A 23,432-nucleotide genomic window follows, 5' to 3' on the forward strand; every position below is an offset into this window, starting at 1 on the left:
CTGTGTCGTCACGCAACGTCATTGCGCGTCGTCGGGCCACGCCGGCCCGCAGCAGCCGTACAACGGCTGTTGCTCCGGCCATGCCTGATGACGCAGGCATCGTCGGCCGTACGGCCGTCGCCGCTGCGCCACGCTTGACTGTTGCCACGGGTTCGCCCGTGTCAAACAAGCTGCAGCGCAAAGCCTCGGTCCTCTCCGACGTCGGCAGCGCCCGCTCCGCGAGCGTCGTCGCGTCAAAGAAGTCGATTTCCGGCATGCACTCGCACGCCGCCGGTACTGGCTTCTGTACGTTCCGCTGACCCCCTGACCGTGAGGGTGCACGGCCGTCCCCCAACGGCCGCGTCCTCATCCGTGTGCCAAAACCCCTAGGCGCGCGGGCGACGAAAGAGAGAAAAGCCCCAGATGTCCACTCGTGCTGGAATCGCTCGGCACCGGGCCGAGAACACCTCCTCCATCGCCATCATCGCGAAGGCCGTGACGGAGAACGCTGGCGGCATGGGCCGCCAGGCTGCCGTTATCGCTGCCGCTTCGGGCCTCGTCCTTACCAGCGGTGTTGCCGCCAACGCGGCTGAGCTCCCCACTCAGCGTGAAGCTTCCGCGCCCACCGCCCTCCAGGTACAGACTGCCGTTGACGCCAACGTCGCTGCCGATGCTGGCGCTCAGCTGAGCTTCGAGCGGCCCGCCGTCGAGTCCGAAGCTGCCCCTGCTCCTGCCCCGGCCCCCGCTCCTGTTCAGCAGGCCGCGACGACCGTGACCCCCGCTGCGGATACCACCCCTGCAGCCACCACGACTGATGCTGCGACGGCGACGGCCCCTGCGGCGACCGCGACCGCGACCGCAGCCGTGCAGACGGCTCCTGCGGCCTCGTCGAGCGGGAAGGGCGCTGCAATCGCTGCCGCTGCCTACGCCCAGCTCGGCGTCCACCAGGACTGCACGATGCTCGTGACGAACGCGCTCGCCGCCGTCGGCATCTACTTCCACGGCTGGCCGGCCGACTACATGTCCCTCGGCCACATCGTGAGCGCCGGTGAGGCGCAGCCCGGCGACCTCGTGTACTACCAGAACGGTGGCATGGGGATGGCCCACATCGCCGTCTACGTCGGCAACGGCATGGCTGTCCACGGTGGTTGGGACGGCGACAACACCGTCCTCTACAGCGTGAACGTCGGCTCGGGCCCGGTCTTCATCCACGTCGACCGCTGATCCTGGTCTTCTCCTCGAACGGCGCCTCTCCCACTCGGGAGGGGCGCCGTTTTCGTGTCTCCGGGGTGAACAATCGGTAGAGGTTGCGGCCGAACACCCCCATGGTTCGTAAAACTGCAAATTCGTTCAGTACTCTAAAAGGGTCGATCAGCCCGACCATGCACAGGGCAGCCGGCCCTGTGCCCCTGACCGGGTGCGGCCGTGAAGAGGAACGCAGCATGCGCACACTCGTCCTGAATGCCGGTTACGAACCACTGGCGGTAGTGAGCTTCCGCCGGGCCCTCGTGCTTGTCCTCGCCGGAAAGGCGAGCATCGTGGCGGAGGACGGCGATCCAGTCGTCGGTCCGCGCGATGTGCTCGGACGCCCGTCAGTGATCCTGCTCAACCGCTACATCAGACCCCGGAGAACGCACACCGCGACGGTCAGCAGACGCGGCGTGCTGCGCAGAGACGGGCACCTGTGCGCGTACTGCGGCAAGACTGCCCACACCATCGATCATGTGCTCCCCAAGTCGCGCGGCGGCCAGGACACATGGGAGAACCTGGTGGCGTGCTGCCTGCGGTGCAACAACGTCAAGGGAGACCACACTCCTGGAGAGATGGGATGGAAGCTTCGCTTCACCCCACAGACCCCCGTCGGAACGGTCTGGCAGATCAAGGAGCTCGAGAAGCCGACCGCCCAGTGGAGTCCCTTCCTGCTTCCGGAGTCGGCGGCCTGAGCGCTGAAAAGCCAGCCGTCGCGTTCGACGCCGTCGTCCTGGCAGGCGGGCGCGCTTCGCGGCTCGGAGGCTACCCGAAGCCACGGCTCGTCTACGAGGGCGCCACCCTCCTCGATCGCGCCCTCCGTGCCGTGAGCCAGGCGGGGAGGGTCGTCGTCGTCGGTCCCCGGCAGCCCGTGGCGGGCGTAGTCCATTGGGCGCGCGAGTCGCCGGAGTTCGCGGGGCCCGTCGCCGCCCTCGGCGCGGGCGTCGCCGCCCTCCCCTCGGCTGGCGAGCCGCAGGGGGCCCCGTGGGTCGCTGTCCTGGCCGCGGATCTCCCGCTCGCCGCCGAGGCACTCGCCCCACTCCTCGCGGCGTGCGCGCTCGGGGCCGAGTCGGACGTCGTGCTCGCCGAGGACGAAGGAGGGCGGCAGCAGCCGCTCCTCGCCCTGTACCGGCGGGCGCCCCTCGAGCGGGCTCTTGCCGATCTGGCCGAGGACGGAGGTCTGGCCGACCGACCGCTTCGGCATCTCGTTGCTAGGCTGTCGGTGCAGCCCCTGCGCTTGGAGCCGCGCCTTGCCGACGACGTCGACACATGGTCCGCCGCGGAGCGTTGGGGCATTCGACGCCCGGACTCACCGGGTGTCCAGACCGAGTACGAGGAGCCCGAGATGCCGGAGACGGACAACGATGAGATCCTGCGCGAATGGTGCGCCGAGCTTGTTGACGCCTTCGAGCTCGACGGGCTCGAGGTCGACATCGACGCGGTGCTCGGGCTCGCGGGGGTAGCCGCGCACGGGGTCGTGCGCCCGGCGGCGCCGCTCACGACCTTCATCGCTGCCTACGCCGCAGGCTTCGCCGCAGGCAGCGGGCAGGCTCCCGAGAAGGTCGCGATGGAATCCGCCATCGACCTCGCCCGCCGCGTCCTGAAGTCACGGGCCGATCGGGCCGGGTCAGGGGAATGACGGCCGGCGCCCCGGGCGCCGCGCACTCGCTGCACCACTCGTGGTCGGAGGCCCGCGCGGCGGCGGCCGCGGCGGGGTCCCCGATCCCGCCGGCGGAAGCCCCGCTGTCGGCATGCGCGGGCCGCGCCCTCGCTAAGGACCTCACGGCGCTCACGCCGCTGCCGCACTACGCGTCGTCGGCCATGGACGGCTGGGCCGTGAGCGGTAGCGGGCCCTGGATCCTCGCCGAACCAGGGGAGCCCCTCGCCGCGCATCAGGCGAGTCCGATCGTCACGGGTGGCGCGCTGCCCGCCGGGACCCGCGCCGTCCTGCGCCGCGAGTACGGCGAGATCGCGCCGGACGAGGAGGGCCTCCCTCACCTCCGCCTGAGTCCCGCCGCCCCACCCGGCGCGCCTTCCGGCGGGGCGGATATTCGGCCCGCGGGGGAGGAAGCCCAACCTGGGGACGTCCTTCTGCCTGTGGGGACCGAGCTCGGCCCGGCGCAGCTCGCACTGGCCGCGATTGCTGGATACGACGAGCTTCCGGTCGAAGGGCATCCTCTCGTGCGAATCGTGCGGACGGGCTCGGAAGTCGTCGAATCGGGGATGCCCGCGCCGGGCCGCGTCCGCGACGTCTTCAGCTTCCTCATCCCGCCGCTCGTGGCTGCCTGCGGAGGCATCCTCGTGGGTCAGCGCAAGATCGGCGACGCCGCGGAGGAATGGCACGCGGCCCTCGCCGACGATGCCGCTGGCGAAGCGGCGGACGACGGCGCGAGCGGACTTGCAGTGCTCGGCCCGGCCGACGTCGTCATTACCACCGGCGGCACCGGCAAGGGCGAGTCCGATCACCTGCGCGACGTCGTGGCCGCACTGGGTGGTCGCCTGCTAGTCGACGGCATCTCGATGCGCCCCGGCCACCCCACAGTTCTCGCGGAGTTGCCCGATGGCCGGTTCTTCGTGGGACTCCCCGGGAACCCGCTCGCCGCGGTCATGGGCTTCCTCGCGGTGGGGGAGCCGCTCCTCGCTGCCCTCGCGGGGCGCCCTCCGCTGGCTCCCCTCGAGCTGCCGTCCGGAGCGGTCTTCGAACCGGAGCTCAAGCGGACAAGACTCGTTCCCTTCCGGCGCATGTACGGGATGGCCTCCCCGGCGGGTGCCACTGGCTCCGGGATGCTCCGTGGGCTCGCGCGGGCCGATGGGATCATGGTGATCCCGCCGCACGGCGTCCAGCTCGGCGAACCCGTGCAGGCGCTGCCCCTTCCTTGGGGACGGCCCCTGACGGAACCGGCCCCAGACGCCACCCCGAAGCCAAAGCCGAAGCGCCGGAGCGTCTCGTCGAAGGAACCGGTCGACTGGAGCGGGCTCGATGCCTGACGGCGGGCCGGTGGCGCGAGTGCAAGTCGGCTGCTCGCTTTGAGTCGGTTCGGAGGAGCAGGATGGTGTTACGAGCGTTGATGGAGGTATTCCCATGGGCCGGCTGAGTCAGCGGCGCCGCGTGCGCAAGTTCGTCCTCGGCAGTGAGTATCCGGTGCGGGACAAGGAGGACGTGCTCGCAGTCGAGGAGCCGCTCGAGATCCGGCTCGCAGGTACCGCTCGGACCTTCTCGTACAGCGTGACGATGCGGACGCCTGGAGACGATTTCGACCTCGTTGCCGGCTTCCTCGTCTCGGAGGGCGTCGTGTGGGAGCCCGGGCAGATCATCGCTGAGCGGTTCTGCGGCGGCGAGGATGAGGAGGGGCGCCAGACCTTCAACGTCGTCCAGGCCCAGCTGAGGCCGGATGTCGTGATGCCGGAGACAGGGCGGGCCGTCTACACGTCGAGCTCGTGCGGGATCTGCGGAACGGATTCAATCGAGTCCGTGCGCCGCTCCGGGCACTACAGCCCGGCGGACGACGGCGTACGCCTCCTCCCCGAGCTCGTCGCCGGCCTGCCTGCCCGGCTCCGGGAGGCGCAGGGGCTCTTCGACAAGACCGGCGGCGTGCACGCTGCGGGCCTCTTCCGGGTGGGCGACGGCGGGACGTCCGCGGAGCTCCTCTGCCTGCGTGAGGACGTCGGGCGGCACAACGCCGTGGACAAGGTCGTGGGGTGGGCCCTGCGCTCCGGCGCCCTTCCCCTCTCCGAGACCGTGCTGCAGGTCTCTGGCAGAGCTTCCTTCGAGCTCGTCCAGAAGGCCGCTATGGCTGGCATCCCGGTGCTCGCGGCGGTCAGCGCGCCGTCCTCCCTCGCCGTCGAACTCGCGGAGGAGACCGGCATCACCCTCATCGGCTTCAGCCGGGGTGCGGGCTTCAACGTCTACGCCGGGCACGAACGGCTGCTTTCCTGAAAGGCAAGCGCTTCCACTCGGGACTACGGTCGAGTAGCTTTGAAGGGGGACCGTTACTCCATCGATTGGAGCGAGAGAGCACGTGCACGACGACCGCCTCATCACTGAAGCGCGCATCGACAGATTCCTTCGGGATCGGCTCGAACCAGCTGTCTATCGCCGGAGCATTCCGCTCACCGCAGAGCGCTGGGACGCTCCCGGGGAGCCGGTCCCTGTAACCGAGGCGCTCGAGCAGACGTACCGGCCGACTCGCGAGGGCGAGGCTTGGGGCCCGGCGTGGGGGACCACATGGCTGCGGCTCTCGGCCGATGTGCCCGAAGGATGGGGCGAGGGAGGCTTCGATCTGGAGGCCGTCCTCGACCTCGGCTTCTCGCCCCAGGTGCCGGGCTTCCAATGCGAGGGACTCGCCTGGTCTCCGGATGCCACACCGATCAAGGCAATCAACCCGCGGAACCGGTACATCCCGCTTGCCGCGCTTGGCGGGGGTCCCGCCGTCGTCTTCTACCTCGAAGCGGCAGCGAACCCGGACCTGGCCCAGAACTGGGGCTTCGCGCCCACGGCCGAGGGCGATCTCGAGACGGCGAGCCGCGAGCCTCTCTACCGGCTCGGCAGAATGGAACTCGCCGAGCGGGACCTCGAGGTGTGGGAGCTCGTGCAGGACGTTCACAGCATCCGTGGCCTCATGCACGAACTCCCGATGGACCGCCCCCGGCGCTACGAGATCCTGCGCGCCCTCGAGCGGATGTGCGATGTCATGGATCCCGACGACGTCTCCGGCACCGCGACCGCGGGCCGAGAGGCGCTCGCGGGCGTGCGTGCGGCCCCGGCGACTGCAAGCTCCATGCGCCTCGTGGCGACAGGCCACGCGCACATCGATTCGGCGTGGCTCTGGCCCGTGCGGGAGACGATGCGCAAGTGCGCGCGCACGTTCTCCAACGTCGTCTCGTTGATGGATGCTGATCCCGAATTCACGTTCGCCTGCTCGTCCGCCCAGCAGCTCGCCTGGATCAAGGAGCTGTACCCGGACCTCTTCGAGCGCATCAAGGAGAAGGTCGCGGAAGGCCGATTCGTTCCCGTGGGGGGCATGTGGGTCGAAGCCGACGCCAACATGCCCGGCGGAGAGGCGATGGCGCGCCAGTTCATCGAGGGCAAGCACTTCTTCCTCGAGGAGTTCGGTGTCGAATGCGAGGAGTGCTGGCTGCCGGACTCGTTCGGCTATTCGGCAGCACTCCCGCAGATCGTGAGGTCGGCGGGTGCCCGGTACTTCCTCACCCAGAAGACCTCGTGGAACCAGGTCAACAGGATCCCGCACCATAGCTTCTACTGGGAGGGGATCGACGGGAGCCGCGTCTTCACGCACTTCCCTCCGACCGACAACTACAACTCGGACCTCGCCGCCTCCGAGCTCGCATACGCGGAGCGGAACTTCCGCGAGAAGGGCCGCGCGAGCCTGGGGCTGGTTCCGTTCGGCTACGGCGATGGCGGCGGCGGTCCGACCCGGGAGATGCTCGCAGCCGCGCATCGCGCGCGGGACCTCGAAGGCTCGCCGCGCGTCGAGCTGGGCCGCCCGAGCGACTTCTTCGTGGAGGCCGAGGCCGAGTACAGAGACGCGCCCGTCTGGACGGGCGAGATGTACCTCGAGAAGCACCGCGGCACGTTCACGACGCAGGCTGGGACGAAGCGGGGGAACCGCCGTTGCGAGCACCTCCTGCGCGAGGCCGAGCTCTGGTGCGCAACCGCCGCGGTTCGTGCCGGCGCCGCCTACCCGGCTGCGGACCTCAAGCGGCTCTGGCGTACCGTCCTCCTCCAGCAGTTCCACGACATCCTGCCCGGAAGCGCCATTGCTTGGGTCCACCACGACGCCGAGCGCAACTACGCCGCCGTAGAGGACGAGCTGGAGCGGATCATCGCCGAGGCTGCGAGCGCGGTGGTCGGCGAGGGCAGCACGCCCCTCCTGCTCAATGCCGCGCCGCACCCTCGTGATGGCGTTCCCGCTCTAGGGGCGGGCGCCGTCGTACGCACCGCCTCCTATGCGGAGGTGAGCGAGCAGACGACGGCGACTGGCCGCCGCTGGCTCCTCGACAACGGCCTCGTGCGGGCCGAGGTCGACGAGCGGGGCCTGCTCGTGTCGCTGCGTGACACGGCGAGCGGGCGCGAGGCCATCGCTCCGGGCGAGGCCGGGAACCTGCTCGAACTGCATCGGGACACACCCAACGAGTGGGACGCCTGGGACATCGACGTGTTCTATCGGCGCGTCTCGACCCGACTCGACGAGGCGACCTCGATTGCTATCCCGCTCAGCGTCGACGGTGTGGCCGCGATCGAGGTGCGCCGCGAATTCGGCGCGTCGAGCGTCACGCAGCGCCTCTCGCTGGCGCCGGGCTCTCCGTCCCTGCGCATCGAGACCGTCGTCGAGTGGCATGAGCGGGAGAAGCTTCTCAAGCTCGGCTTCCCGCTCGACCTCAGGGCCGAGCGTTCCGCCTCCGAGACGCAGTTCGGGCACGTGTTCCGGCCCATCGCGACCAACACCTCATGGGACTGGGCGCGCTTCGAGACGTGCGCTCACCGCTGGGTGCACGTGGGGGAGGGAGCATTCGGCGTCGCCGTCACGAATTCCTCGACCTACGGGCACGATGTCACCCGCTCCGTCCGCGCGGATGGAGGCACGACGACGCTCGTCCGGCTCTCGCTGCTCCGCTCCCCGCGCTACCCGGACCCGGAGACGGACCAGGGGCGGCACGAATTCACCGTGACGCTGCGGCCGGGCGCGGGCATCGCGGACGCGGTCGAGGAGGGGTACCGGACAAACCTCGAGCCGAGGTTCGTGAAGGGGGCACGGGAAGCGGCGCCGCTCGTCGTCGTCGACAACCCCGCGGTTGTGGTGGAGGCTGTCAAGCTCGCCGAGGACGGCTCGGGCGACGTCGTCGTGCGGCTCTACGAGTCGCGCGGAGAGCGGGCGGAGGCGAAGGTCGTTCCCGGATTCGCGGCGGCAGGGGTCAGTTCCGTCGACCTGCTCGAGCGGCCGTGGGCTAGCGGCGAGCCGAGCGCGGCTCGCGTCCTCAGTGAGCGGGAGGGCACGGCGATGATAGTCCTGAGGCCGTTCCAGATCATGACGCTGAGGTTCCGAAGGGGTGTGTGAAAGGAGCCTCTTGGGCTGAGTGGAGGCGGCCCGGAGGCCGCCGCCACTCATCCCCCCAATGCAGAAGCGCCCATCCCCCTGACGGTCGCGTTCACACATCCATGATTCTGGCACACACTAATGAATTTGTGAACTCGTTCATCAAGTGTGTGGATTTTTTACCTGGGTCCCCGCTACGTTACGGGCCCGTGCCCTGCCGACGAGTGAGGACACCCAGACGAGGGCGAGTCCCGCGCAGAGCAGCAGGATCGTGCTGTAGTTGATCGTCTGCGACAGCCACAGGTACTCCTTCGGGAGCACCGTGATGATGTTCGAAATGGCGAGGTCGAAATAGCCGAGGCCGAGCAGCGCTGCGGCCCAGCGCAGGAGGGCCGGCCCTCGTCGCCGCACCGCCGAAGTGAGCACCGGGAGCAGCACGATGCCGGTGAAAGTCGGGTAGATGCGCCCCATCGTGCCGTAGATGGCGGGCCAGAGCTCAAGGTCGGGCGTGTTGAATCCGACTCGTGAGGTGGCCAGGTCGGAGAGCACGAACGAAGCCACGAGGACCGCGCTCGCAGCGGCGAGCAGCCCGAGCCCGAACGGGCCGAGGAGCGCCCGCTCGGCGCGGAAGCCCGAGAATGCGCGGGCCACACGCACGCCGAGCAGGAGCGTGAAGCCGAAGATGATGAAGCGCAGGACGAGGTTGGCCACGTTGTGACCGCCCAGAAGACGGTCGATCGCGAGGTAGGGACCCGAAATGCTGAGCAGGACGGCGAGGTCGAGCAAGGTCATGAGCCAGAACATGAGCCGATTGTGACCGCGCAGGAAGGCGGGAAGCCGGGTCAGCAGGAGGATCGTGACGACCGCGCACGTCGCCCATTGGAGCAAGATCACGCTAGATGATCCCACGCTCGGCGGGAGGCCCGCTCATCGTGCTCCTGACGCTTGAGCGAGCGGCCGAGCACGGCAAGCCGCTCAGAAGCGAGCAGTGTGAGCTCGGCATCGCTCATCCGGCCCAAGGCGTCCTCGACGGCCGAGGGCGGCCATCCCGCCTCTTCTGGCGTCACGAGTCCCGTGACCACGAGCCCGTTGCGGAGGCCGACGCCGGCCTCCCGCGCGGTGCGTACGGCGAGCTCGGGCGTGAGGCGATTCGCGCTCAGCTGCGCCGAGTAGTTCTGGGGAGCGATGCCCGCGGCGAGGCTCACTCGATGGCGGAGCTCGCCGTCGTCGATCGCTTCGACCCACTGGCGCACGGCCGGCTGCTCACCCAGGGGGAGCGCGGGGGAGTCCAGCGGAGCCGGCGCCGCGGGCTGGGCCCCCACACGCACCAGCAGCTCTTGGAGGAGCCGGGCGGTCGGGGTCTGGCTCAGGACCTCGGCATCCGTGGGCGGCGCGACGCTCACCGCGAGCTCGCGGTACTGGTCGAAGTCCGCGAGCCCCAGCACGGGGTTGAGTCCGTACGCGCGCGCGACGGCGACGACGGTCGTCTCTGCCACTTTTCCGCGCACCAGCTGCTGGGCGAGAGTGCTCCGCTTGACGCCCGACTGGCGGCATACATCAGCAGTGCTCGACCCGGGGGCAAGCTGGCTGATCCAGCGCTGGAACGCGATGGCGGAGACGGACATTCAGGACCTTCCTCGTCAGGTCGGGCGGCTCCCAGAGACTAGATGGCGTGTCGACCGATTTAGATTTTACGACCGTCCACGGGTGGTCTATGCTGAATCCAAGCCCGCCGGCTCGCGCACCCCCCAATCGCGAGCCGGCGGGCGCTTCAGTTAATTCGAGTTCACCGGTTAGTCGAGTTCACCGGGTCGAGTTGTGCGAGGCACCGGCGCGCCTATTCTTAGGCGCGCCTATTCTTATTTGGCACGGAAAGGCGGTGACCGGCGGATGAGCATGGACCGGGCGGCGTGGAGCTATATGCACGCCATGGGCAAGGCAAAGGATGGGGCGAATCCCTTCACCAAGGTCACCCTCAAACGGGTCCTTGGCTTCGCCAGGCCCTATCGCCTGCGGATCCTGGTCTTCATCGTCTTCTCGATCCTCGACGCGGTCGTCTCCGTCGCCACCCCAGTCCTCGCGGGACAGGTCGTGGACGCGATCGTGGCGCGCTCGGGCCTCGGCCCCGTCGTGTTCCTTGCGGCGCTCATCGGCGTCCTCGCTATCGCCGACGCCGCCTTCAGCCTTCTCTCTCGCTGGATGTCCTCGCTCATCGGCGAGGGCGTGATCCTCGACCTGCGCCGGGCCGTCTTCGACCACGTGCAGAAGATGCCGATCGCCTTCTTCATGCGAACGCGGACGGGCGCGCTGGTGAGCCGCCTCAACAATGACGTCATCGGAGCGCAGTCGGCCTTCGCGGGGACGCTGAGCGGCGTCGTGAGCAACAGTGTCTCGCTCATCCTAACGGTCGCGGTCATGGTGCAGAAGTCGTGGCTGGTGACGCTCCTCTCGCTCCTCCTGCTCCCGTTGTTCCTGCTGCCCGCGCGCCGCATGGGCGCGAAGATCGCCGATATGCGCCGAGAGGCGGCCGCGTACAACGCCGCGATGGGCAACCAGATGACGGAGCGGTTCTCGGCGCCGGGCGCGACGCTCATCAAGCTCTTCGGGCGCCCCGACGAGGAATCGGCCGAGTTCGCCGCGAAAGCGAAGCGTGTGCGGGACATCGGCGTTCGCAGCACCGTGCTCGCGTTCGCCTTCATCACCTCGCTCACGCTCGTCTCATCGCTCGCCCTCGCCCTCGTCTACGGGGTGGGCGGCTGGCTCGCGGTGAGCGGGCAGATGGCGGCGGGCGACGTCGTCGTGCTCGCCCTGCTGCTCACGAAGCTGTACGCACCCATCACCTCCCTCTCCAACGCGCGAGTGGACGTCATGAGCGCGCTCGTGAGCTTCGAGCGCGTCTTCGAGGTGCTCGATCTCGTCCCGCTCATCCGTGAGAAGGATTCGGCGAGGCCGCTCCCGGAAGGGCCCGTCTCGGTCGAGTTCGACGACGTCCGCTTCTCCTATCCCTCCGCAGACAAGGTCTCGCTCGCCTCGCTCGAAGAGGTCGCCGTGCTTGACACGAGAGGCGGCGAGCAGGTGCTCCACGGGCTCTCGTTCACGGTCGAGCCCGGCCAGACGGTCGCGCTCGTCGGGTCCTCGGGAGCGGGGAAGTCGACGACGGCGCAGCTCATCGCGCGCCTGTACGACGTCGACTCGGGCGCCGTGCGGATAGGCGGGGTAGACGTGCGGGACACCACGTTCGCCTCGCTGCGCTCAACGGTCGGCATGGTGACCCAGGACGGGCACCTGTTCCACGAATCGATCGCGACCAACCTGCGCCTTGCCGCCCCGGTCGCGACGGATGAGGAACTCTGGGACGCCCTGCGGCGGGCGCGGCTCGACGGGATGGTCCGGTCGTTGCCTGACGGGCTTGAGACGGTCGTAGGTGAGCGGGGCTACCGCCTCTCCGGAGGCGAGCGCCAGCGGCTCACGATCGCCCGCCTGCTGCTCGCGCAGCCACGCGTCGTCATCCTCGACGAGGCGACCGCCTCGCTGGACTCGACGAACGAGGCGGCCGTCCAGGCAGCCCTCACCGAGGCCCTCGAAGGCCGCACCGCCCTCGTCATCGCCCACCGGCTCTCGACCATCCGGGCCGCCGACCAGATCCTCGTCGTCGAGGATGGCCGCATTGTGGAGCGCGGAACCCACACCGACCTGCTGGCGGCAGAGGGCCGTTACGCCGAGCTGTACAACACACAGTTCGCCCAGGCCGTCGCGGTCGCCGAGGACGCCGGCGTCGACCTCGCGGGTTAGGCTCGTCGGGTGCCTCCGATCGTCGTCTCCGCAGTCTGCGTCTTCTCGTCCGATGGTCACCTCCTGACGGTGCGGAAACGCGGAACGAGTCGCTTCATGCACCCGGGCGGAAAGCCGGAGCCGGGGGAGAGCCCGGCCGAGGCCGCGAGCCGCGAGCTTGCCGAGGAGGTGGGGATCCGCATCGGGGCGGACGAGCTCGAGCCCATGGGGTTCTGGGTGGCCCCGGCGGCCAACGAGGCCAGCACGGACATCCAGGCGACGGTGTTCACCGCTCCCGGTGCCCACGACCCTGCTGAGATCCACCCTTCCGGGGAGATCGCCGAACTCCGCTGGCTCGATCTCGAAAAGGAGCTCCCCCCGGACCTCGCTCCGCTCCTGACCGATCACGTGCTCCCTGCGCTCAGGGACCGGCGCCTTGGGAGCGGGCGCCTCAGGAACGGGCGCCTCAGGAACGGCGCGTGAGGCTGCTCGTCAGGAGGAGGTCTTTCGCGGGGCCCCTGACGGCCCACACGTAGCGGAACTGGTCCGGGCCGAGGACGGTGTAGGAGACGCGGTAGTCGTCGGGGTCGCACCAGTGCTCGGCCTCCAGGCCAGAGGAGTCCCCGGAGAAGGACACCCGATGGAAGAAGCGGCCGTCGGGGAAGAAGACGTCCATGGTGGCGGCTGCACTCGTCGGCCGCCACACATACTCGCGGGTGGCCGGTCCCTCGTGGTTCCCCCAGCGGACGGTGCCGTGCTCGCTCTGGAGGAGGGCGCCGTCGTCCGTTGCCTCTTTGCTGGAGGCGGATCTCGGGGCGAATCTGGGTGCGAAGACAGCGGTCCCTGTGAAGGTACCGGTCGCGCCCGTGGAGCGATCGAGCATGGTGCGCTCGACAGCCCACGTACCGCTCACATACGAGCGCAGGTCCGGCACCGAATACGACAAGTGCCCCCGACCGGAATCGAACCGATGGCCTGCCCTTTAGGAGAGGGCCGCTCTATCCTACTGAGCTACGGGGGCCGGGCCCGGGTGTCCCGGGCACGCTCTCTAGCATATCGTTTTCGCGCGCCAGGTTGCGCACCGCCATTACCGCCCCAGACGCGGTACCGCTCGCTAGTGTTTGCTCATGCGCTCCCGCGAGACCTTCCCCGCTCCGGCGGATGTACGGCACTATCTGGGCGCGTGGTCGGCGGTGAGCGTCGTGCAGTTCTTCGTGGCCGAGGCAGTCGTCGCGCTCCGCTGGGCGGGACCGACGCCCTACAGCCGGACCGCGAACTTCATCAGCGATCTCGGGGCGCTGCGCTGCGGGCTCCACTCCGGGAGGGAAGTCTGCTCGCCGTTGAACTGGCTCATGAACGGCTCGTTCGTGCTCCAAGGCCTCGGCATGCTCTTGGCGGCCGCCCTCATCACCTCGACCGTGCTCGGCGTTGCCGCCCGTCCCACCGAACCCTCGCCGACGGGATTCACGGCCACGACCGCCGTCCGAATTCTGCTCGCCGTGGCTGGCGCGGGGCTCGTCGTCGTCGGCTTGGTCCCCGAGGATTCGATCGACGCGCTCCATCTGACTGCAGCGGGCTTCTACTTCGGGGGCGCCTCGCTCGCGCTCGTCGTACTCGGCGTGCAATGGCTTGCACACACGGCCGCCGGATGGCCGGTCCTCGGGCTGGGTGCGGTCTCGCTCGTCTCGACCGTCATCGGGGCCGTGACAGACCTGCACGTGCCAGCCCCCGGTCTGCTCGAGCGCTTCATGGCATATCCCATCACGTTCGGCATCGCGATCATGGGTGCCGTGATCTTCGCCGGAGCACGGAACCGGCGGGCGGAGATCAGGCGTCTGCGGGCTGCACGGCCTTCTTCTGCCTCCAGCTGAGGAGCGCGACCGCTCCGCCGCCCAAGGCAAGAAGGATGAGCAGCACCCAGCCGAGGACGACGAGCACCGAGGCGAGCGTCGCGAGGCCGGCGCTGAACGTGTGCGAGCCCAAGGCGCCGTCGATCGCGATCTGCCCCGAGATGCTCACGACGGCGAAGAGCAGGACTCCCGCGAAGCCCGCCCAGCGCACGGCGCGGGACTTGGCCCACGTTCCGAAGACGAGGAGGAACGTCAGCCCGAACACGACGACGAAGATCGTCCCCGCCGTCTTGTGCACGTAGCTCAGCTGCCCCAGGGCATCGGAGTTCAAGACGTCCCGGAGCTGCTGGAGGTACCCGCCCGAGAAGCCGCCGATGAGCGAGTCAGGCATCGCGAGACCGTTGCTGAGCTGCGTCATCTGGGTGAGCGTCAGCAGATGGAAGTACCAGAACATGAACAGGGTGGCGCCCAGCGCCGCGATGATGATGAGCTTGGGGTTGCCCTCACCCGGCTGGGCTGGCCGCATGGGCTGGCCGGCAGGCGCGCCGGCGCCTTGCCTGGCGGGAGGGCGCTGCCCGGAATGCTGCTCCGAAGGGGCGACGGCGGCGCGCTCACCGTGCTTGCGGAGGCGTTGGGCGGGGGTCTTGGACATGATTCCATTATCGCTAAGCTGATGGGGTGCCCCAGCTGAGCGAAGAATCGGTCCTCGACCCTGCCCTCGACGACGCCGCTCTCGCAGCCGCGCTCGTCCGCAATGCCGGCAGTCTCGCACTGCAGATGCGCACGGAGGGGCTCTCGGCCGAGCGCAAGACCTCCGTCTCCGACATCGTCACTGCCGCGGACAAGGCCGCGGAGGCGTACGTCGTCGAGCAGTTGCTGCGGTGCCGGCCCGACGACGGCGTGTTCGGGGAGGAAGGAGCCTCGATCGCCTCCTCCTCGGGCCGGACCTGGGTGATCGACCCCGTCGACGGAACGTTCAACTTCTTCTCGGGCTCCCGCTACTGGTGCTCGGCGATCGCACTCCGCGGTGAGGCCGCTACGAACGAGGCGGACCCCGCCGTCGAACTCGGCGCGATCTTCCAGCCGCAGGAGGACAAGCTCTGGGTCGGCGGGGCGGACGTGCCGGCCACGCTCAACGGCGAGCCGCTCGCGGGCCCCGCGGACGCGCCCCTGGCCATGCTCGGCACCGCGACCTCGATCCAGCCGCGCTGGCTCGAGCAGCCGCTCTCCGCGATGCCGTGGCACAACGCGGCAATCAAGGCAGCCTCGATCCGCATCCTCGGCTCCGGCTCGTGCGACCTGGCGCGGGTTGCACAGGGAGAGATCGGAGCCTGGTTCCAGCACTCGTGCCCTCAGTGGGACTGGCTGCCGGGGAAGGCCATCCTTGGGGCGGCCGGCGGGACCACGGGGACGGTCATGGTCAACGGGCTCACATGGTTCGTCGCGGGCGGCCCGACGGCGGTAGGCGAAATCCTTGCTGCCCTTGCCGAGGTGCAATTCGCCTGACGGCGGGCGAGGCGTTCGCCGAACGCGCGGCGGCCTTGACCCATGGCGGGAGCGATGCTGTGCTGGAGGAACCCAGTCAGCGACAGCTAGGAGGGGCATCATGGCCAGCATCGAAAACCAGGATCCGGTCCGCAGCCTCAGCGAAGACGAGGATCCGTCGCTCGACTACCCGGTGGAGCCCGATCTGCCGGTGTGGGATGACGAGGACAGCGTGATTGACGACGAGAACGTCGTCGTCGAGGCCGACCCGGCCGACATCGCAGAGCAGCATCGGAGCCTTGAGGACTGACCTCCGCTCGGCCGTGCCGGGCATTGCCGCCTCCCGCAACCGGGGGGAAAATTGTGGGAGGGACTGCTCGGCACGGCCGCTGCCTTGGCGTCCGCGGCCGGTGGGTCCGCGGAAAGCGAGGTTGCGCTGTGTTCGAATACTTCACTGAAGCCCACGAACTCTTCGTCTACCGATTGGGCATCGCCCGCGGCACTAGCCGCCGGGCCATCGTGACGCTCGGAACCCTCGAGCACCACGCCCAGCGAAGGGCCGTCAACGCCCTCATGCGGGACCTCCAAGAGGAAGCCCGCCTGCACGCCGCCGTTCTCGAGGACATCTTCGCCGACCTTGAGCGGAACGTGTCCGTGCCGGCGGGCCACACCGCCGATGGTCTGAACCACGAGGCAAACGTGGTCCTGCGGAAGACCGACAAGTCGCTCCTTGACTTGGCCGTCCTGCCTCTCTCGCTCGAGATCGTCTACGGATCTGTCGCTGTCTACGAGCCGCTTGCGGTCTATGCCCGCGTCTGGCTCGAAGCGAGCATCGCCGAGCGCCTCGAGAAGATCCTGGTCGAGCTGCTCTCGGCGAGGAATCGGATCCTCGGACTCTTGGGCGAGGTCTTCGAGAGCAGCGAAACGGTCCAGGCGACGCCGGACTGAGCTGCTCGGGGCGGATCTCAGGCGGATTGCACGCGGATTGAACCGGACGCCTCGCGGCGGCGTTGACATGGGCGTTGAGAGGGTGGGGGCACTGGAGAGGATGAAGGAACCATGAGCGAATCGGCGACCGACGGCGGGGGCTACGCCAACGCGGGCGGCGTTCAGCCAGGTGAGCCTCAGCACGCCAAGACCGAGCGGGCAGGGCTGCGGGAACCCGGAGCTCCGCACTCTCGGCTCGGCCACTTCATGAGGACCATGGGGCACCTGCGGAGCATCTACGGTCCCGCTGCGCATCGGGACCTGAGCGAAGAAGCGCCCCCTAGCCACAATCCAGAGGACATCAAGGAGTCCCGCGAACTCGAAGGGATCGACGTCCAGACGGACTCCGAGGGGCACCATTACGGGGTCCGGCGGCCGCCTGAGGAGGGCCAGCCGGAGGCCTAGGCCAAACCGATCCGGGGTGCGTGCCGGGCCGCCTTCTAAGGCGGTGCCCAGAACTGTCGGGGTGCGGCCTTAAAATGGAAGCATCATGGAGATGCTCTTCGATCCGTATGCTGACCTGCCCAAGCCCGGCACGCCTGGCGGCGCGCAGGAACCGGACGACGTCGAGCCTCCGGTCCTCGACGTCGCGACGGATGCTCGGGCCGAACGGCTGCTCGAGGGGCTGAACCCGCAGCAGCATGAGGCCGTGGTGCACGCGGGGAGCCCGCTGCTCATCGTCGCAGGAGCGGGATCCGGCAAGACGCGCGTGCTCTCGCACCGCATTGCCTACCTCATCGCGACCCACCGGGCGCATCACGGGGAGATCCTCGCGATCACCTTCACCAACAAGGCGGCTGCAGAGATGCGCGAGCGCATTGAGTCGCTCGTCGGCGACCGCGCCAAGCGCATGTGGATCTCCACATTCCACTCTTCGTGCGTGCGGATCCTGCGGCGGGAAGCATCCGCCCTCGGGCTCAATTCGAACTTCTCCATCTACGACGCCGCGGATTCGCTGCGGCTCATCACGCTCGTCCACAAGGGCCTCGAGCTCGATCCGAAGAAGATTGCACCGAAGGCGGTGCAGAACAAGATCTCCGCCCTCAAGAACGAGCTCATCGACGCCGAGGACTTCGCGGCTCGAGCCAACATGGGCGACCCGTTCGAGGCAGGCGTGGCCGAGGTCTACCGGGGCTACACGCAGCGGCTGCGGCAGTCGAATGCCATGGACTTCGATGACCTCATCGCGGAGACCGTCTACATGTTCCGCGCGTTCCCGGCCGTCGCAGAGGGCTACCGGCGGCGGTTCCGCCACATCCTTGTCGACGAGTACCAGGACACCAACCACGCGCAGTACGCGCTCGTGCGAGAGCTCGTGGGCGCCAAGGATGACGCGCAGAGCGTCGAGCCCGCCGAGTTGACGGTGGTCGGGGACTCGGATCAGTCGATCTACGCGTTCCGAGGTGCGGACATCCGCAACATCGTCGAGTTCGAGAAGGACTACCCGAACGCCCGCACCATCAAGCTCGAGCAGAACTACCGCTCGACCCAGACGATCCTCTCGGCCGCCAACGCCGTGATCTCCCGCAACCCCAACCGGCCCGAGAAGACGCTGTGGACGGCCGAGGGGCACGGCGAGAAGATCATCGGATACGCCGCGGAGAACGAGCACGAGGAGGCCCGCTTCATCGCGGGCGAGATCGACCGGCTCGTCGATACGGGGGACTACCGGCCCGGCGACGTCGCCGTCTTCTACCGTACGAACGCCCAGTCCCGCAGCCTCGAAGAGATCCTCATGCGCGTCGGGCTGCCCTACAAGGTCGTCGGCGGCACCCGCTTCTACGAGCGCAAGGAGATCAAGGACGCGCTCGCCTACCTGCGGGTCCTCGTCAACCCAGACGACGACGTCAACTTGCGCCGTGTGCTCAACGAGCCGAAGCGGGGGATCGGCGACAGGGCCGAGGGTGCGTTGGCGGCGCTCGCCGAGCGGGACCGAATCTCGTTCATGGCGGCGATGCGGCGCGCGGACGAGGCTCCCGCGATGGCGACGCGCTCCGTCAACGCGGTCAAGGGTTTCGTCAAGCTCCTCGATGACCTCGCCGTCGTCGCTTCCGGCTCCGGCGCGGCGGCGTCGCTCGAGGCGGTGCTCGAGCAGACGGGCTACTTGGCTGGGCTGCGTAGCTCGACTGATCCCCAAGATGAGTCCCGCGTCGAGAACCTCGCCGAGCTCGTCGCCGTCGTCCGTGAATACGAGCGGGACAACCCCGAGGGAACCCTCTCCGACTTCCTTGAGCAGGTCTCGCTCGTCGCGGACGCGGACCAGATCCCCGACGCGCCCGGCGCTTCGCAGGAGGAGGTCGAGGCGGCGGTGGCCGAGGCCAAGCGGCAGGGCGTGGTGACGCTCATGACGCTCCACACCGCCAAGGGCCTCGAATTCCCGGTCGTGTTCCTCACCGGCATGGAGCACGGGGTTTTCCCGCACCGACGTTCGGCGACGGATCCCGAGGAACTCGCGGAGGAGCGGCGGCTCGCCTATGTGGGCCTTACCCGGGCGCGCGAGCGGCTCTACCTCACGCGGTCAGAGGTTCGCAGCCTCTGGGGCCAGAGCGAGTACTACCCGGCGAGCCAGTTCATCGGGGAAGTCCCCGCCGAACTCATCGAATGGAAGCGGGAGGGCTCGGCACGGCCGCCCGCAGTCGGGACGGCGGGAGACCGCTTCTCGTCCCGGTACTCCGGCTCCTACTGGGGTTCGGGCGCGAGCCGGAACGCGCAATTCGACGCCATCTCGTCGCCGCCGGCTTCCGTCCGGGCGAACCGAGTCCAACCGCAGAAGGAGATCATCTCCGTCTCGATTGGCGACAAGGTCAATCACACGGCATTCGGGGACGGGACTGTCATCGGCGTCGAGGGAACTGGTGACAAGACAGTCGCGAAGGTGACATTCTCAATAGGGGAGAAGCGTCTCCTCCTGCGATATGCGCCGCTCACGAAAGTGAGCTGATGGGTACTCCCACAATCAAATAGCGAAAGCCCTTGGGAAGGGGGCGTTGACGATGCCTCAGCCAATCCCAGCAGGTGTGAGCGCGCGTCTCTACAATGAGGATCTCGCGCCGGCGGAGCACCGCAAGTGGGGCGCCTATTCGCTCTTTGCCATGTGGATGTCGGACATTCACTCGCTCGGCGGCTACACGTTCGCCGCGGGTCTGTTCGCGTTGGGGCTCGGCGCGTGGCAGGTGTTCCTGGCGCTCGTCGTGGGAATCGTCATCGTCTTCCTTCTCATGAACCTTTCCGGGTACGCGGGCCAGAGGATGGGAGTCCCCTACCCGGTCATCGCCCGGATCTCGTTCGGAACGCTCGGCGCAAACCTGCCCGCCCTGATCCGGGCCCTCGTAGCCATCGCCTGGTACGGCATCCAGACATGGCTTGCCTCCCGCGCGGTGATCGTGATCGCCCTCAAGCTCTGGCCCGACCTGAAAGGGCTCACAGGCAACAACTTCCTGGGTGAATCGACTCTCGGCTGGCTCGGCTTCCTCCTGATGTGGGGGCTCCAGCTGTTCCTGCTTCGTCATGGAATGGAGACGATTAGGAGATTCCAGGACTGGGCAGGGCCAGCCGTATGGGGGGTCATGGCACTGCTCGTGCTCTATATCCTCGTGAACGCAGGCTGGAGCCTTTCACTCGACCTGCCCGGAGGAACACCTCAGTGGGGCCTTGGGCAAGCTTTTGCCGCGGCCGTGGCGCTGACGGTCACGTACTTCTCCACCCTGCTGCTCAACTTCTGTGATTTCTCTCGGTTCGCCCCAACGAGAAGAGCTGTGCGTACCGCCAATCTCTGGGGCCTCCCCGTCAATTTCATGGCGTTCTCGGTAGTCTCCGTCATCGTTACTGCCGGGACCTTCAAGGTGTACGGCCAGCACATCTACGACCCTGTAGACATTGTTTCCCGGATCAATAGCCTCTGGGCGCTGCTGCTCGGCGCTGTCACTTTCGCTGTGGCCACCTTGGGCATCAACGTAGTCGCCAACTTCGTCTCGCCCGCTTACGACCTCTCGAACGTGTGGCCCTCGCGGATCGACTTCAAGCGGGGCGGCCTGGGTGCCGCCGTCGTCGCCCTCGTCATCACCCCGTGGAACCTGTTCAACAGCCCGGTCGTCGTCAACCTGTTCCTCGGCGGCCTGGGAGCGCTGCTCGGGCCCCTCTTCGGGATCATCATGACCGACTACTACGTTCTCCGGAGGCAGCACGTCGTGGTCCGGGACCTGTTCAGGGACGAGGGGTGCTACACGTACAAGCGCGGATGGAACCCGAAAGCGGTCTTCTCGTTCGTCGCCTCGGCGGCCCCCGCCGTCGTCGTCGCCCTCGTTCCCGTCTTCGGTGCGGTGGCGCCCTTCTCCTGGTTTGTGGGCGCCATCGTCGCCGCCCTCGTGCACTACGCGATATCGCGGCATGACAGGAGCCTTGTGGAATCGATCGCTGTCGCGGTCGCCGAGGCGTCTGCTTCCCGGGCGCCGGCGGAAGGAAGTCCAGGCGTATCGCCCCAGACGACCTAGGCTGGCAGGCCAGGGATTCTACACGACGTAGAGCTGTGCGCTTAGTCACGAAAAAGGGCCCCGGGGGACTGCGCCCGCGGGGAGGGGCTAGAGTTTCCCCTTGGAGCACTGGGCCCGCCGACGGGGAGCTCCCACCGGCGAACCATGGGTGTTCCGAGTCAGAACTACTTCGACGTAGAGGACACTGAACCGTGGACCTGTTTGAATATCAGGCGCGCGATCTGTTCGAGGCACACGGCGTGCCCGTGCTGGCCGGAATCGTTGCGCACACCCCTGAGGAAGCAAAGGCTGCCGCCGAGAAGATTGGCGGCGTGACCGTCGTCAAGGCGCAGGTCAAGGTCGGAGGCCGCGGGAAGGCCGGCGGTGTCAAGGTCGCGAAGACGCCCGATGAGGCGTTCGAGCATGCCCAGAAGATCCTCGGCATGGACATCAAGGGCCACACGGTCAAGAAGGTCATGATCGCGCAGGGCGCGGACATCGCTGAGGAGTACTACTTCTCAGTCCTGCTGGACCGCGCGAACCGCAACTACCTCGCGATGTGTTCCGTCGAGGGCGGCATGGAGATCGAGCAGCTCGCGGTCGAGCGCCCCGAGGCGCTCGCGAAGGTCCCGGTCGATCCGGCGACCGGCATCGATGCGGCCAAGGGCGCCGAGATCGCCGAGGCAGCTGGCTTCGCGCCCGAGCTGCGCGAGAAGGTCGCTGACGTCATCGTCAAGCTGTGGGATGTCTTCAAGGGGGAGGACGCCACGCTCGTCGAGGTCAACCCGCTCGTCAAGACCGGCTCCGGAGACCTCATCGCGCTCGATGGGAAGGTCTCGCTCGACGAGAACGCCTCGTTCCGCCACAAGGAGCACGAGGAGCTCGCCGACAAGGAGTCCGAGGACCCCCTCGAGGCCAAGGCGAAGGCCCTTGACCTGAACTACGTCAAGCTCGACGGCGAGGTCGGCATCATCGGCAACGGCGCGGGCCTCGTGATGTCCACGCTCGACGTCGTCGCCTACGCCGGGGAGAAGCATGGCAATGTCAAGCCCGCGAACTTCCTCGACATCGGAGGCGGCGCCTCGGCCGAGGTCATGGCCAACGGCCTCTCGATCATCCTCGGCGACGAGCAGGTCAAGAGCGTCTTCGTGAACGTCTTCGGCGGCATCACCGCGTGCGACGCGGTCGCGAACGGCATCGTGGGCGCGCTCTCCAAGCTCGGCGACTCGGCGAACAAGCCGCTCGTCGTGCGCCTCGACGGCAACAACGTCGACGAGGGCCGCCGGATCCTGCACGAGGCGAACCACCCGCTGGTCACCCTCGCAGAGAACATGGACCAGGGCGCCGACAAGGCCGCCGAGCTGGCTGCTAAGTAAGGGACATACGAAATGTCGATCTTCCTGAACAAGAACAACAAGGTCATCGTCCAGGGCATCACGGGCAGCGAGGGCTCCAAGCACACCGCGCGCATGCTCGCGGCGGGGACGAACGTCGTCGGCGGCGTCAACGCGCGCAAGGCCGGCACCACCGTCAAGCACGAGGACCAGCACGGCTCGCCGATCGAGCTGCCGGTCTTCGGCTCCGTCAAGGAGGCCATGGCCGAGACCGGGGCGGACACCTCCATCGTGTTCGTTCCGCCGGCCTTCACGAAGGACGCCGTCGTCGAGGCGATCGACGCCGAGATCGGCCTCGTCGTCGTCATCACCGAGGGCGTTCCGGTGCAGGACTCGGCTGAGTTCTGGGCCCTCGCACAGTCCAAGAAGGACGCCGAAGGCAACCAGATCACCCGCATCATCGGCCCGAACTGCCCCGGCATCATCACGCCGGGTGAGGCGCTCGTGGGCATCACCCCGGCGAACATCACCGGCAAGGGCGGCGTGGGCCTCGTCTCGAAGTCGGGCACTCTGACCTACCAGATGATGTACGAGCTCCGTGACCTCGGGTTCTCCACCGCCATCGGCATCGGCGGCGACCCCGTCATCGGCACGACGCACATTGACGCCCTCGCCGCTTTCGAGGCTGATCCCGAGACCAAGGCGATTGTCATGATCGGCGAGATCGGCGGCGACGCCGAGGAGCGCGCGGCCGAGTTCATCAAGAACAACGTCACGAAGCCGGTCGTCGGCTACGTGGCTGGCTTCACCGCTCCCGAAGGCAAGACCATGGGCCACGCAGGCGCCATCGTCTCCGGCTCCTCGGGTACCGCGCAGGCCAAGAAGGAGGCCCTCGAGGCCGCAGGCGTCAAGGTCGGCAAGACCCCGTCCGAGACCGCGCACCTCCTGCGCACCGTGTACCCGAAGCACGAGGAGCCCTCGAAGCTCTGACGCTCGCCTCGAGCACTTCGTGAGAGGTCGACCACGTTGTTATAGGTCGACGACGTTGTTAGAGGTCGACGACGGCCGGTGCCTTCCCGCGCGGAAGGAACCGGCCGTCGTCGTCCCCTCCCTCGCCCTCCCGTTTGTTGGTCACGTCCCGCGGGTGCGGGCGCGTTTGTTGGTCACGTCCCGCGGGTGTTCACCGTCGTTAGGTGACGGTTGGATGGGTGTTCACGGTCGTTAGGTGACGGTTGGATGGGTGTTCACGGTCGT

At 68.1% G+C, this 23,432-nt stretch carries 22 protein-coding genes and 1 tRNA gene; 18 read left to right on the top strand and 5 right to left on the bottom strand.

The genetic code is table 11. The annotated features are described in order from the left end of the window. The first annotated feature begins 2 nt into the window (after positions 1-2). The 7 genes from LK10_RS08045 to LK10_RS08075 all read left to right on the top strand — a co-directional run bounded on the left by LK10_RS08045 (position 3) and on the right by LK10_RS08075 (position 8,303). A complete protein-coding gene (locus LK10_RS08045) occupies positions 3-299 on the top strand; it encodes a hypothetical protein (protein WP_197061891.1) in 297 nt (98 codons plus the stop codon). A 103-nt stretch (positions 300-402) separates the two neighbouring features. After that, complete coding sequence (locus LK10_RS08050) at positions 403-1,203, top strand: NlpC/P60 family protein (RefSeq protein ID WP_043122156.1); 801 nt, start codon at positions 403-405, stop codon at positions 1,201-1,203. Positions 1,204-1,421: 218 nt separating this feature from the next. Beyond that, complete coding sequence (locus tag LK10_RS08055; RefSeq protein ID WP_043122159.1) at positions 1,422-1,922, top strand: HNH endonuclease; 501 nt, start codon at positions 1,422-1,424, stop codon at positions 1,920-1,922. Beyond that, positions 1,886-2,866: an NTP transferase domain-containing protein gene (locus LK10_RS08060; RefSeq protein ID WP_052207093.1), complete on the top strand. Its 981-nt coding sequence runs from the start codon at positions 1,886-1,888 to the stop codon at positions 2,864-2,866. The genes LK10_RS08055 and LK10_RS08060 overlap by 37 nt, the downstream gene beginning before the upstream one ends. After that, positions 2,863-4,215: a molybdopterin molybdotransferase MoeA gene (locus LK10_RS08065; RefSeq protein WP_043122161.1), complete on the top strand. Its 1,353-nt coding sequence runs from the start codon at positions 2,863-2,865 to the stop codon at positions 4,213-4,215. The genes LK10_RS08060 and LK10_RS08065 overlap by 4 nt, the downstream gene beginning before the upstream one ends. A 94-nt stretch (positions 4,216-4,309) precedes the next feature. Further along, a complete protein-coding gene (gene fdhD / locus LK10_RS08070) occupies positions 4,310-5,164 on the top strand; it encodes a formate dehydrogenase accessory sulfurtransferase FdhD (protein WP_043122163.1) in 855 nt (284 codons plus the stop codon). An 82-nt stretch (positions 5,165-5,246) separates the two neighbouring features. Continuing rightward, positions 5,247-8,303, top strand: coding sequence for an alpha-mannosidase (locus LK10_RS08075; protein WP_043122166.1), 3,057 nt, complete (start codon positions 5,247-5,249; stop codon positions 8,301-8,303). A 141-nt stretch (positions 8,304-8,444) separates the two neighbouring features. Here LK10_RS08075 and LK10_RS08080 read toward each other — a convergent pair whose 3' ends face one another. Both LK10_RS08080 and LK10_RS08085 read right to left on the bottom strand, forming a co-directional pair. Then, positions 8,445-9,176, bottom strand: a complete 732-nt coding sequence (locus tag LK10_RS08080) for a hypothetical protein (protein WP_043122169.1) — start codon at positions 9,174-9,176, stop codon at positions 8,445-8,447. Next, positions 9,173-9,907 carry a hypothetical protein gene (locus LK10_RS08085; protein ID WP_043122172.1) on the bottom strand — a complete coding sequence of 245 codons (735 nt, stop codon included), beginning with the start codon at positions 9,905-9,907 and terminating at the stop codon, positions 9,173-9,175. Before LK10_RS08085 ends, LK10_RS08080 begins: the two co-directional genes overlap by 4 nt. Positions 9,908-10,172: 265 nt before the next feature. Here LK10_RS08085 and LK10_RS08090 point away from each other — a divergent pair, with 265 nt between their 5' ends. Next, positions 10,173-12,074 carry an ABC transporter ATP-binding protein gene (locus LK10_RS08090; protein WP_043122175.1) on the top strand — a complete coding sequence of 634 codons (1,902 nt, stop codon included), beginning with the start codon at positions 10,173-10,175 and terminating at the stop codon, positions 12,072-12,074. Between the two features lie 9 nt (positions 12,075-12,083). Further along, the gene (locus tag LK10_RS08095; RefSeq protein ID WP_043122179.1) at positions 12,084-12,536 is read left to right on the top strand and encodes an NUDIX hydrolase; all 453 of its coding nucleotides are present in this window, start codon (positions 12,084-12,086) and stop codon (positions 12,534-12,536) included. Here LK10_RS08095 and LK10_RS08100 read toward each other — a convergent pair. Both LK10_RS08100 and LK10_RS08105 read right to left on the bottom strand, forming a co-directional pair. Next, the gene (locus LK10_RS08100) at positions 12,520-12,999 is read right to left on the bottom strand and encodes a DUF6314 family protein (RefSeq protein WP_043122236.1); all 480 of its coding nucleotides are present in this window, start codon (positions 12,997-12,999) and stop codon (positions 12,520-12,522) included. The two genes, LK10_RS08095 and LK10_RS08100, sit on opposite strands and share 17 nt — an antisense overlap. A gap of 1 nt (position 13,000) precedes the next feature. Continuing rightward, positions 13,001-13,074 (bottom strand) — tRNA-Arg (locus LK10_RS08105). A gap of 106 nt (positions 13,075-13,180) precedes the next feature. Between LK10_RS08105 and LK10_RS08110 the strand changes: the two genes are divergently transcribed. Next, complete coding sequence (locus LK10_RS08110) at positions 13,181-13,924, top strand: DUF998 domain-containing protein (protein ID WP_052207094.1); 744 nt, start codon at positions 13,181-13,183, stop codon at positions 13,922-13,924. Here LK10_RS08110 and LK10_RS08115 read toward each other — a convergent pair. Then, entirely contained in the window at positions 13,881-14,555 is a 675-nt protein-coding gene (locus LK10_RS08115) for a hypothetical protein (RefSeq protein WP_043122181.1), read from the bottom strand. The two genes, LK10_RS08110 and LK10_RS08115, sit on opposite strands and share 44 nt — an antisense overlap. A gap of 26 nt (positions 14,556-14,581) precedes the next feature. Here LK10_RS08115 and LK10_RS08120 point away from each other — a divergent pair, with 26 nt between their 5' ends. The 8 genes from LK10_RS08120 (at position 14,582) to sucD (ending at position 23,168) form a co-directional block, all read left to right on the top strand. Next, positions 14,582-15,409: an inositol monophosphatase family protein gene (locus LK10_RS08120; protein ID WP_043122184.1), complete on the top strand. Its 828-nt coding sequence runs from the start codon at positions 14,582-14,584 to the stop codon at positions 15,407-15,409. Between the two features lie 100 nt (positions 15,410-15,509). Further along, positions 15,510-15,698, top strand: a complete 189-nt coding sequence (locus LK10_RS08125) for a hypothetical protein (protein WP_043122187.1) — start codon at positions 15,510-15,512, stop codon at positions 15,696-15,698. A gap of 128 nt (positions 15,699-15,826) precedes the next feature. Next, the gene (locus LK10_RS08130; protein ID WP_043122189.1) at positions 15,827-16,336 is read left to right on the top strand and encodes a DUF892 family protein; all 510 of its coding nucleotides are present in this window, start codon (positions 15,827-15,829) and stop codon (positions 16,334-16,336) included. A gap of 111 nt (positions 16,337-16,447) precedes the next feature. Continuing rightward, the gene (locus tag LK10_RS22580; RefSeq protein WP_052207095.1) at positions 16,448-16,780 is read left to right on the top strand and encodes a hypothetical protein; all 333 of its coding nucleotides are present in this window, start codon (positions 16,448-16,450) and stop codon (positions 16,778-16,780) included. A gap of 85 nt (positions 16,781-16,865) precedes the next feature. Beyond that, entirely contained in the window at positions 16,866-19,316 is a 2,451-nt protein-coding gene (gene pcrA / locus LK10_RS08140; protein WP_043122191.1) for a DNA helicase PcrA, read from the top strand. Positions 19,317-19,368: 52 nt separating this feature from the next. After that, positions 19,369-20,865, top strand: coding sequence for an NCS1 family nucleobase:cation symporter-1 (locus tag LK10_RS08145; RefSeq protein ID WP_052207096.1), 1,497 nt, complete (start codon positions 19,369-19,371; stop codon positions 20,863-20,865). A 191-nt stretch (positions 20,866-21,056) separates the two neighbouring features. After that, the gene (gene sucC, locus LK10_RS08150; protein WP_043122193.1) at positions 21,057-22,220 is read left to right on the top strand and encodes an ADP-forming succinate--CoA ligase subunit beta; all 1,164 of its coding nucleotides are present in this window, start codon (positions 21,057-21,059) and stop codon (positions 22,218-22,220) included. 12 nt (positions 22,221-22,232) lie between these two features. Beyond that, on the top strand, positions 22,233-23,168 hold the full coding sequence (sucD, locus tag LK10_RS08155; protein ID WP_043122195.1) for a succinate--CoA ligase subunit alpha: 936 nt from the start codon (positions 22,233-22,235) through the stop codon (positions 23,166-23,168). Positions 23,169-23,432: the final 264 nt, after the last annotated feature.

Source organism: Sinomonas humi (assembly GCF_000802235.1).
Classification (GTDB): domain Bacteria; phylum Actinomycetota; class Actinomycetes; order Actinomycetales; family Micrococcaceae; genus Sinomonas; species Sinomonas humi.

Coding starts and splice junctions, on each gene's coding strand:
- LK10_RS08050 (WP_043122156.1), top strand. CDS start 403: ATGTCCACTCGTGCTGGAATCGCTCGGCACCGGGCCGAGAACACCTCC.
- LK10_RS08055 (WP_043122159.1), top strand. CDS start 1,422: ATGCGCACACTCGTCCTGAATGCCGGTTACGAACCACTGGCGGTAGTG.
- LK10_RS08065 (WP_043122161.1), top strand. CDS start 2,863: ATGACGGCCGGCGCCCCGGGCGCCGCGCACTCGCTGCACCACTCGTGG.
- fdhD (WP_043122163.1), top strand. CDS start 4,310: ATGGGCCGGCTGAGTCAGCGGCGCCGCGTGCGCAAGTTCGTCCTCGGC.
- LK10_RS08085 (WP_043122172.1), bottom strand. CDS start 9,907: ATGTCCGTCTCCGCCATCGCGTTCCAGCGCTGGATCAGCCAGCTTGCC.
- LK10_RS08090 (WP_043122175.1), top strand. CDS start 10,173: ATGAGCATGGACCGGGCGGCGTGGAGCTATATGCACGCCATGGGCAAG.
- LK10_RS08110 (WP_052207094.1), top strand. CDS start 13,181: ATGCGCTCCCGCGAGACCTTCCCCGCTCCGGCGGATGTACGGCACTAT.
- LK10_RS08115 (WP_043122181.1), bottom strand. CDS start 14,555: ATGTCCAAGACCCCCGCCCAACGCCTCCGCAAGCACGGTGAGCGCGCC.
- LK10_RS08125 (WP_043122187.1), top strand. CDS start 15,510: ATGGCCAGCATCGAAAACCAGGATCCGGTCCGCAGCCTCAGCGAAGAC.
- LK10_RS22580 (WP_052207095.1), top strand. CDS start 16,448: ATGAGCGAATCGGCGACCGACGGCGGGGGCTACGCCAACGCGGGCGGC.
- pcrA (WP_043122191.1), top strand. CDS start 16,866: ATGGAGATGCTCTTCGATCCGTATGCTGACCTGCCCAAGCCCGGCACG.
- LK10_RS08145 (WP_052207096.1), top strand. CDS start 19,369: ATGCCTCAGCCAATCCCAGCAGGTGTGAGCGCGCGTCTCTACAATGAG.
- sucD (WP_043122195.1), top strand. CDS start 22,233: ATGTCGATCTTCCTGAACAAGAACAACAAGGTCATCGTCCAGGGCATC.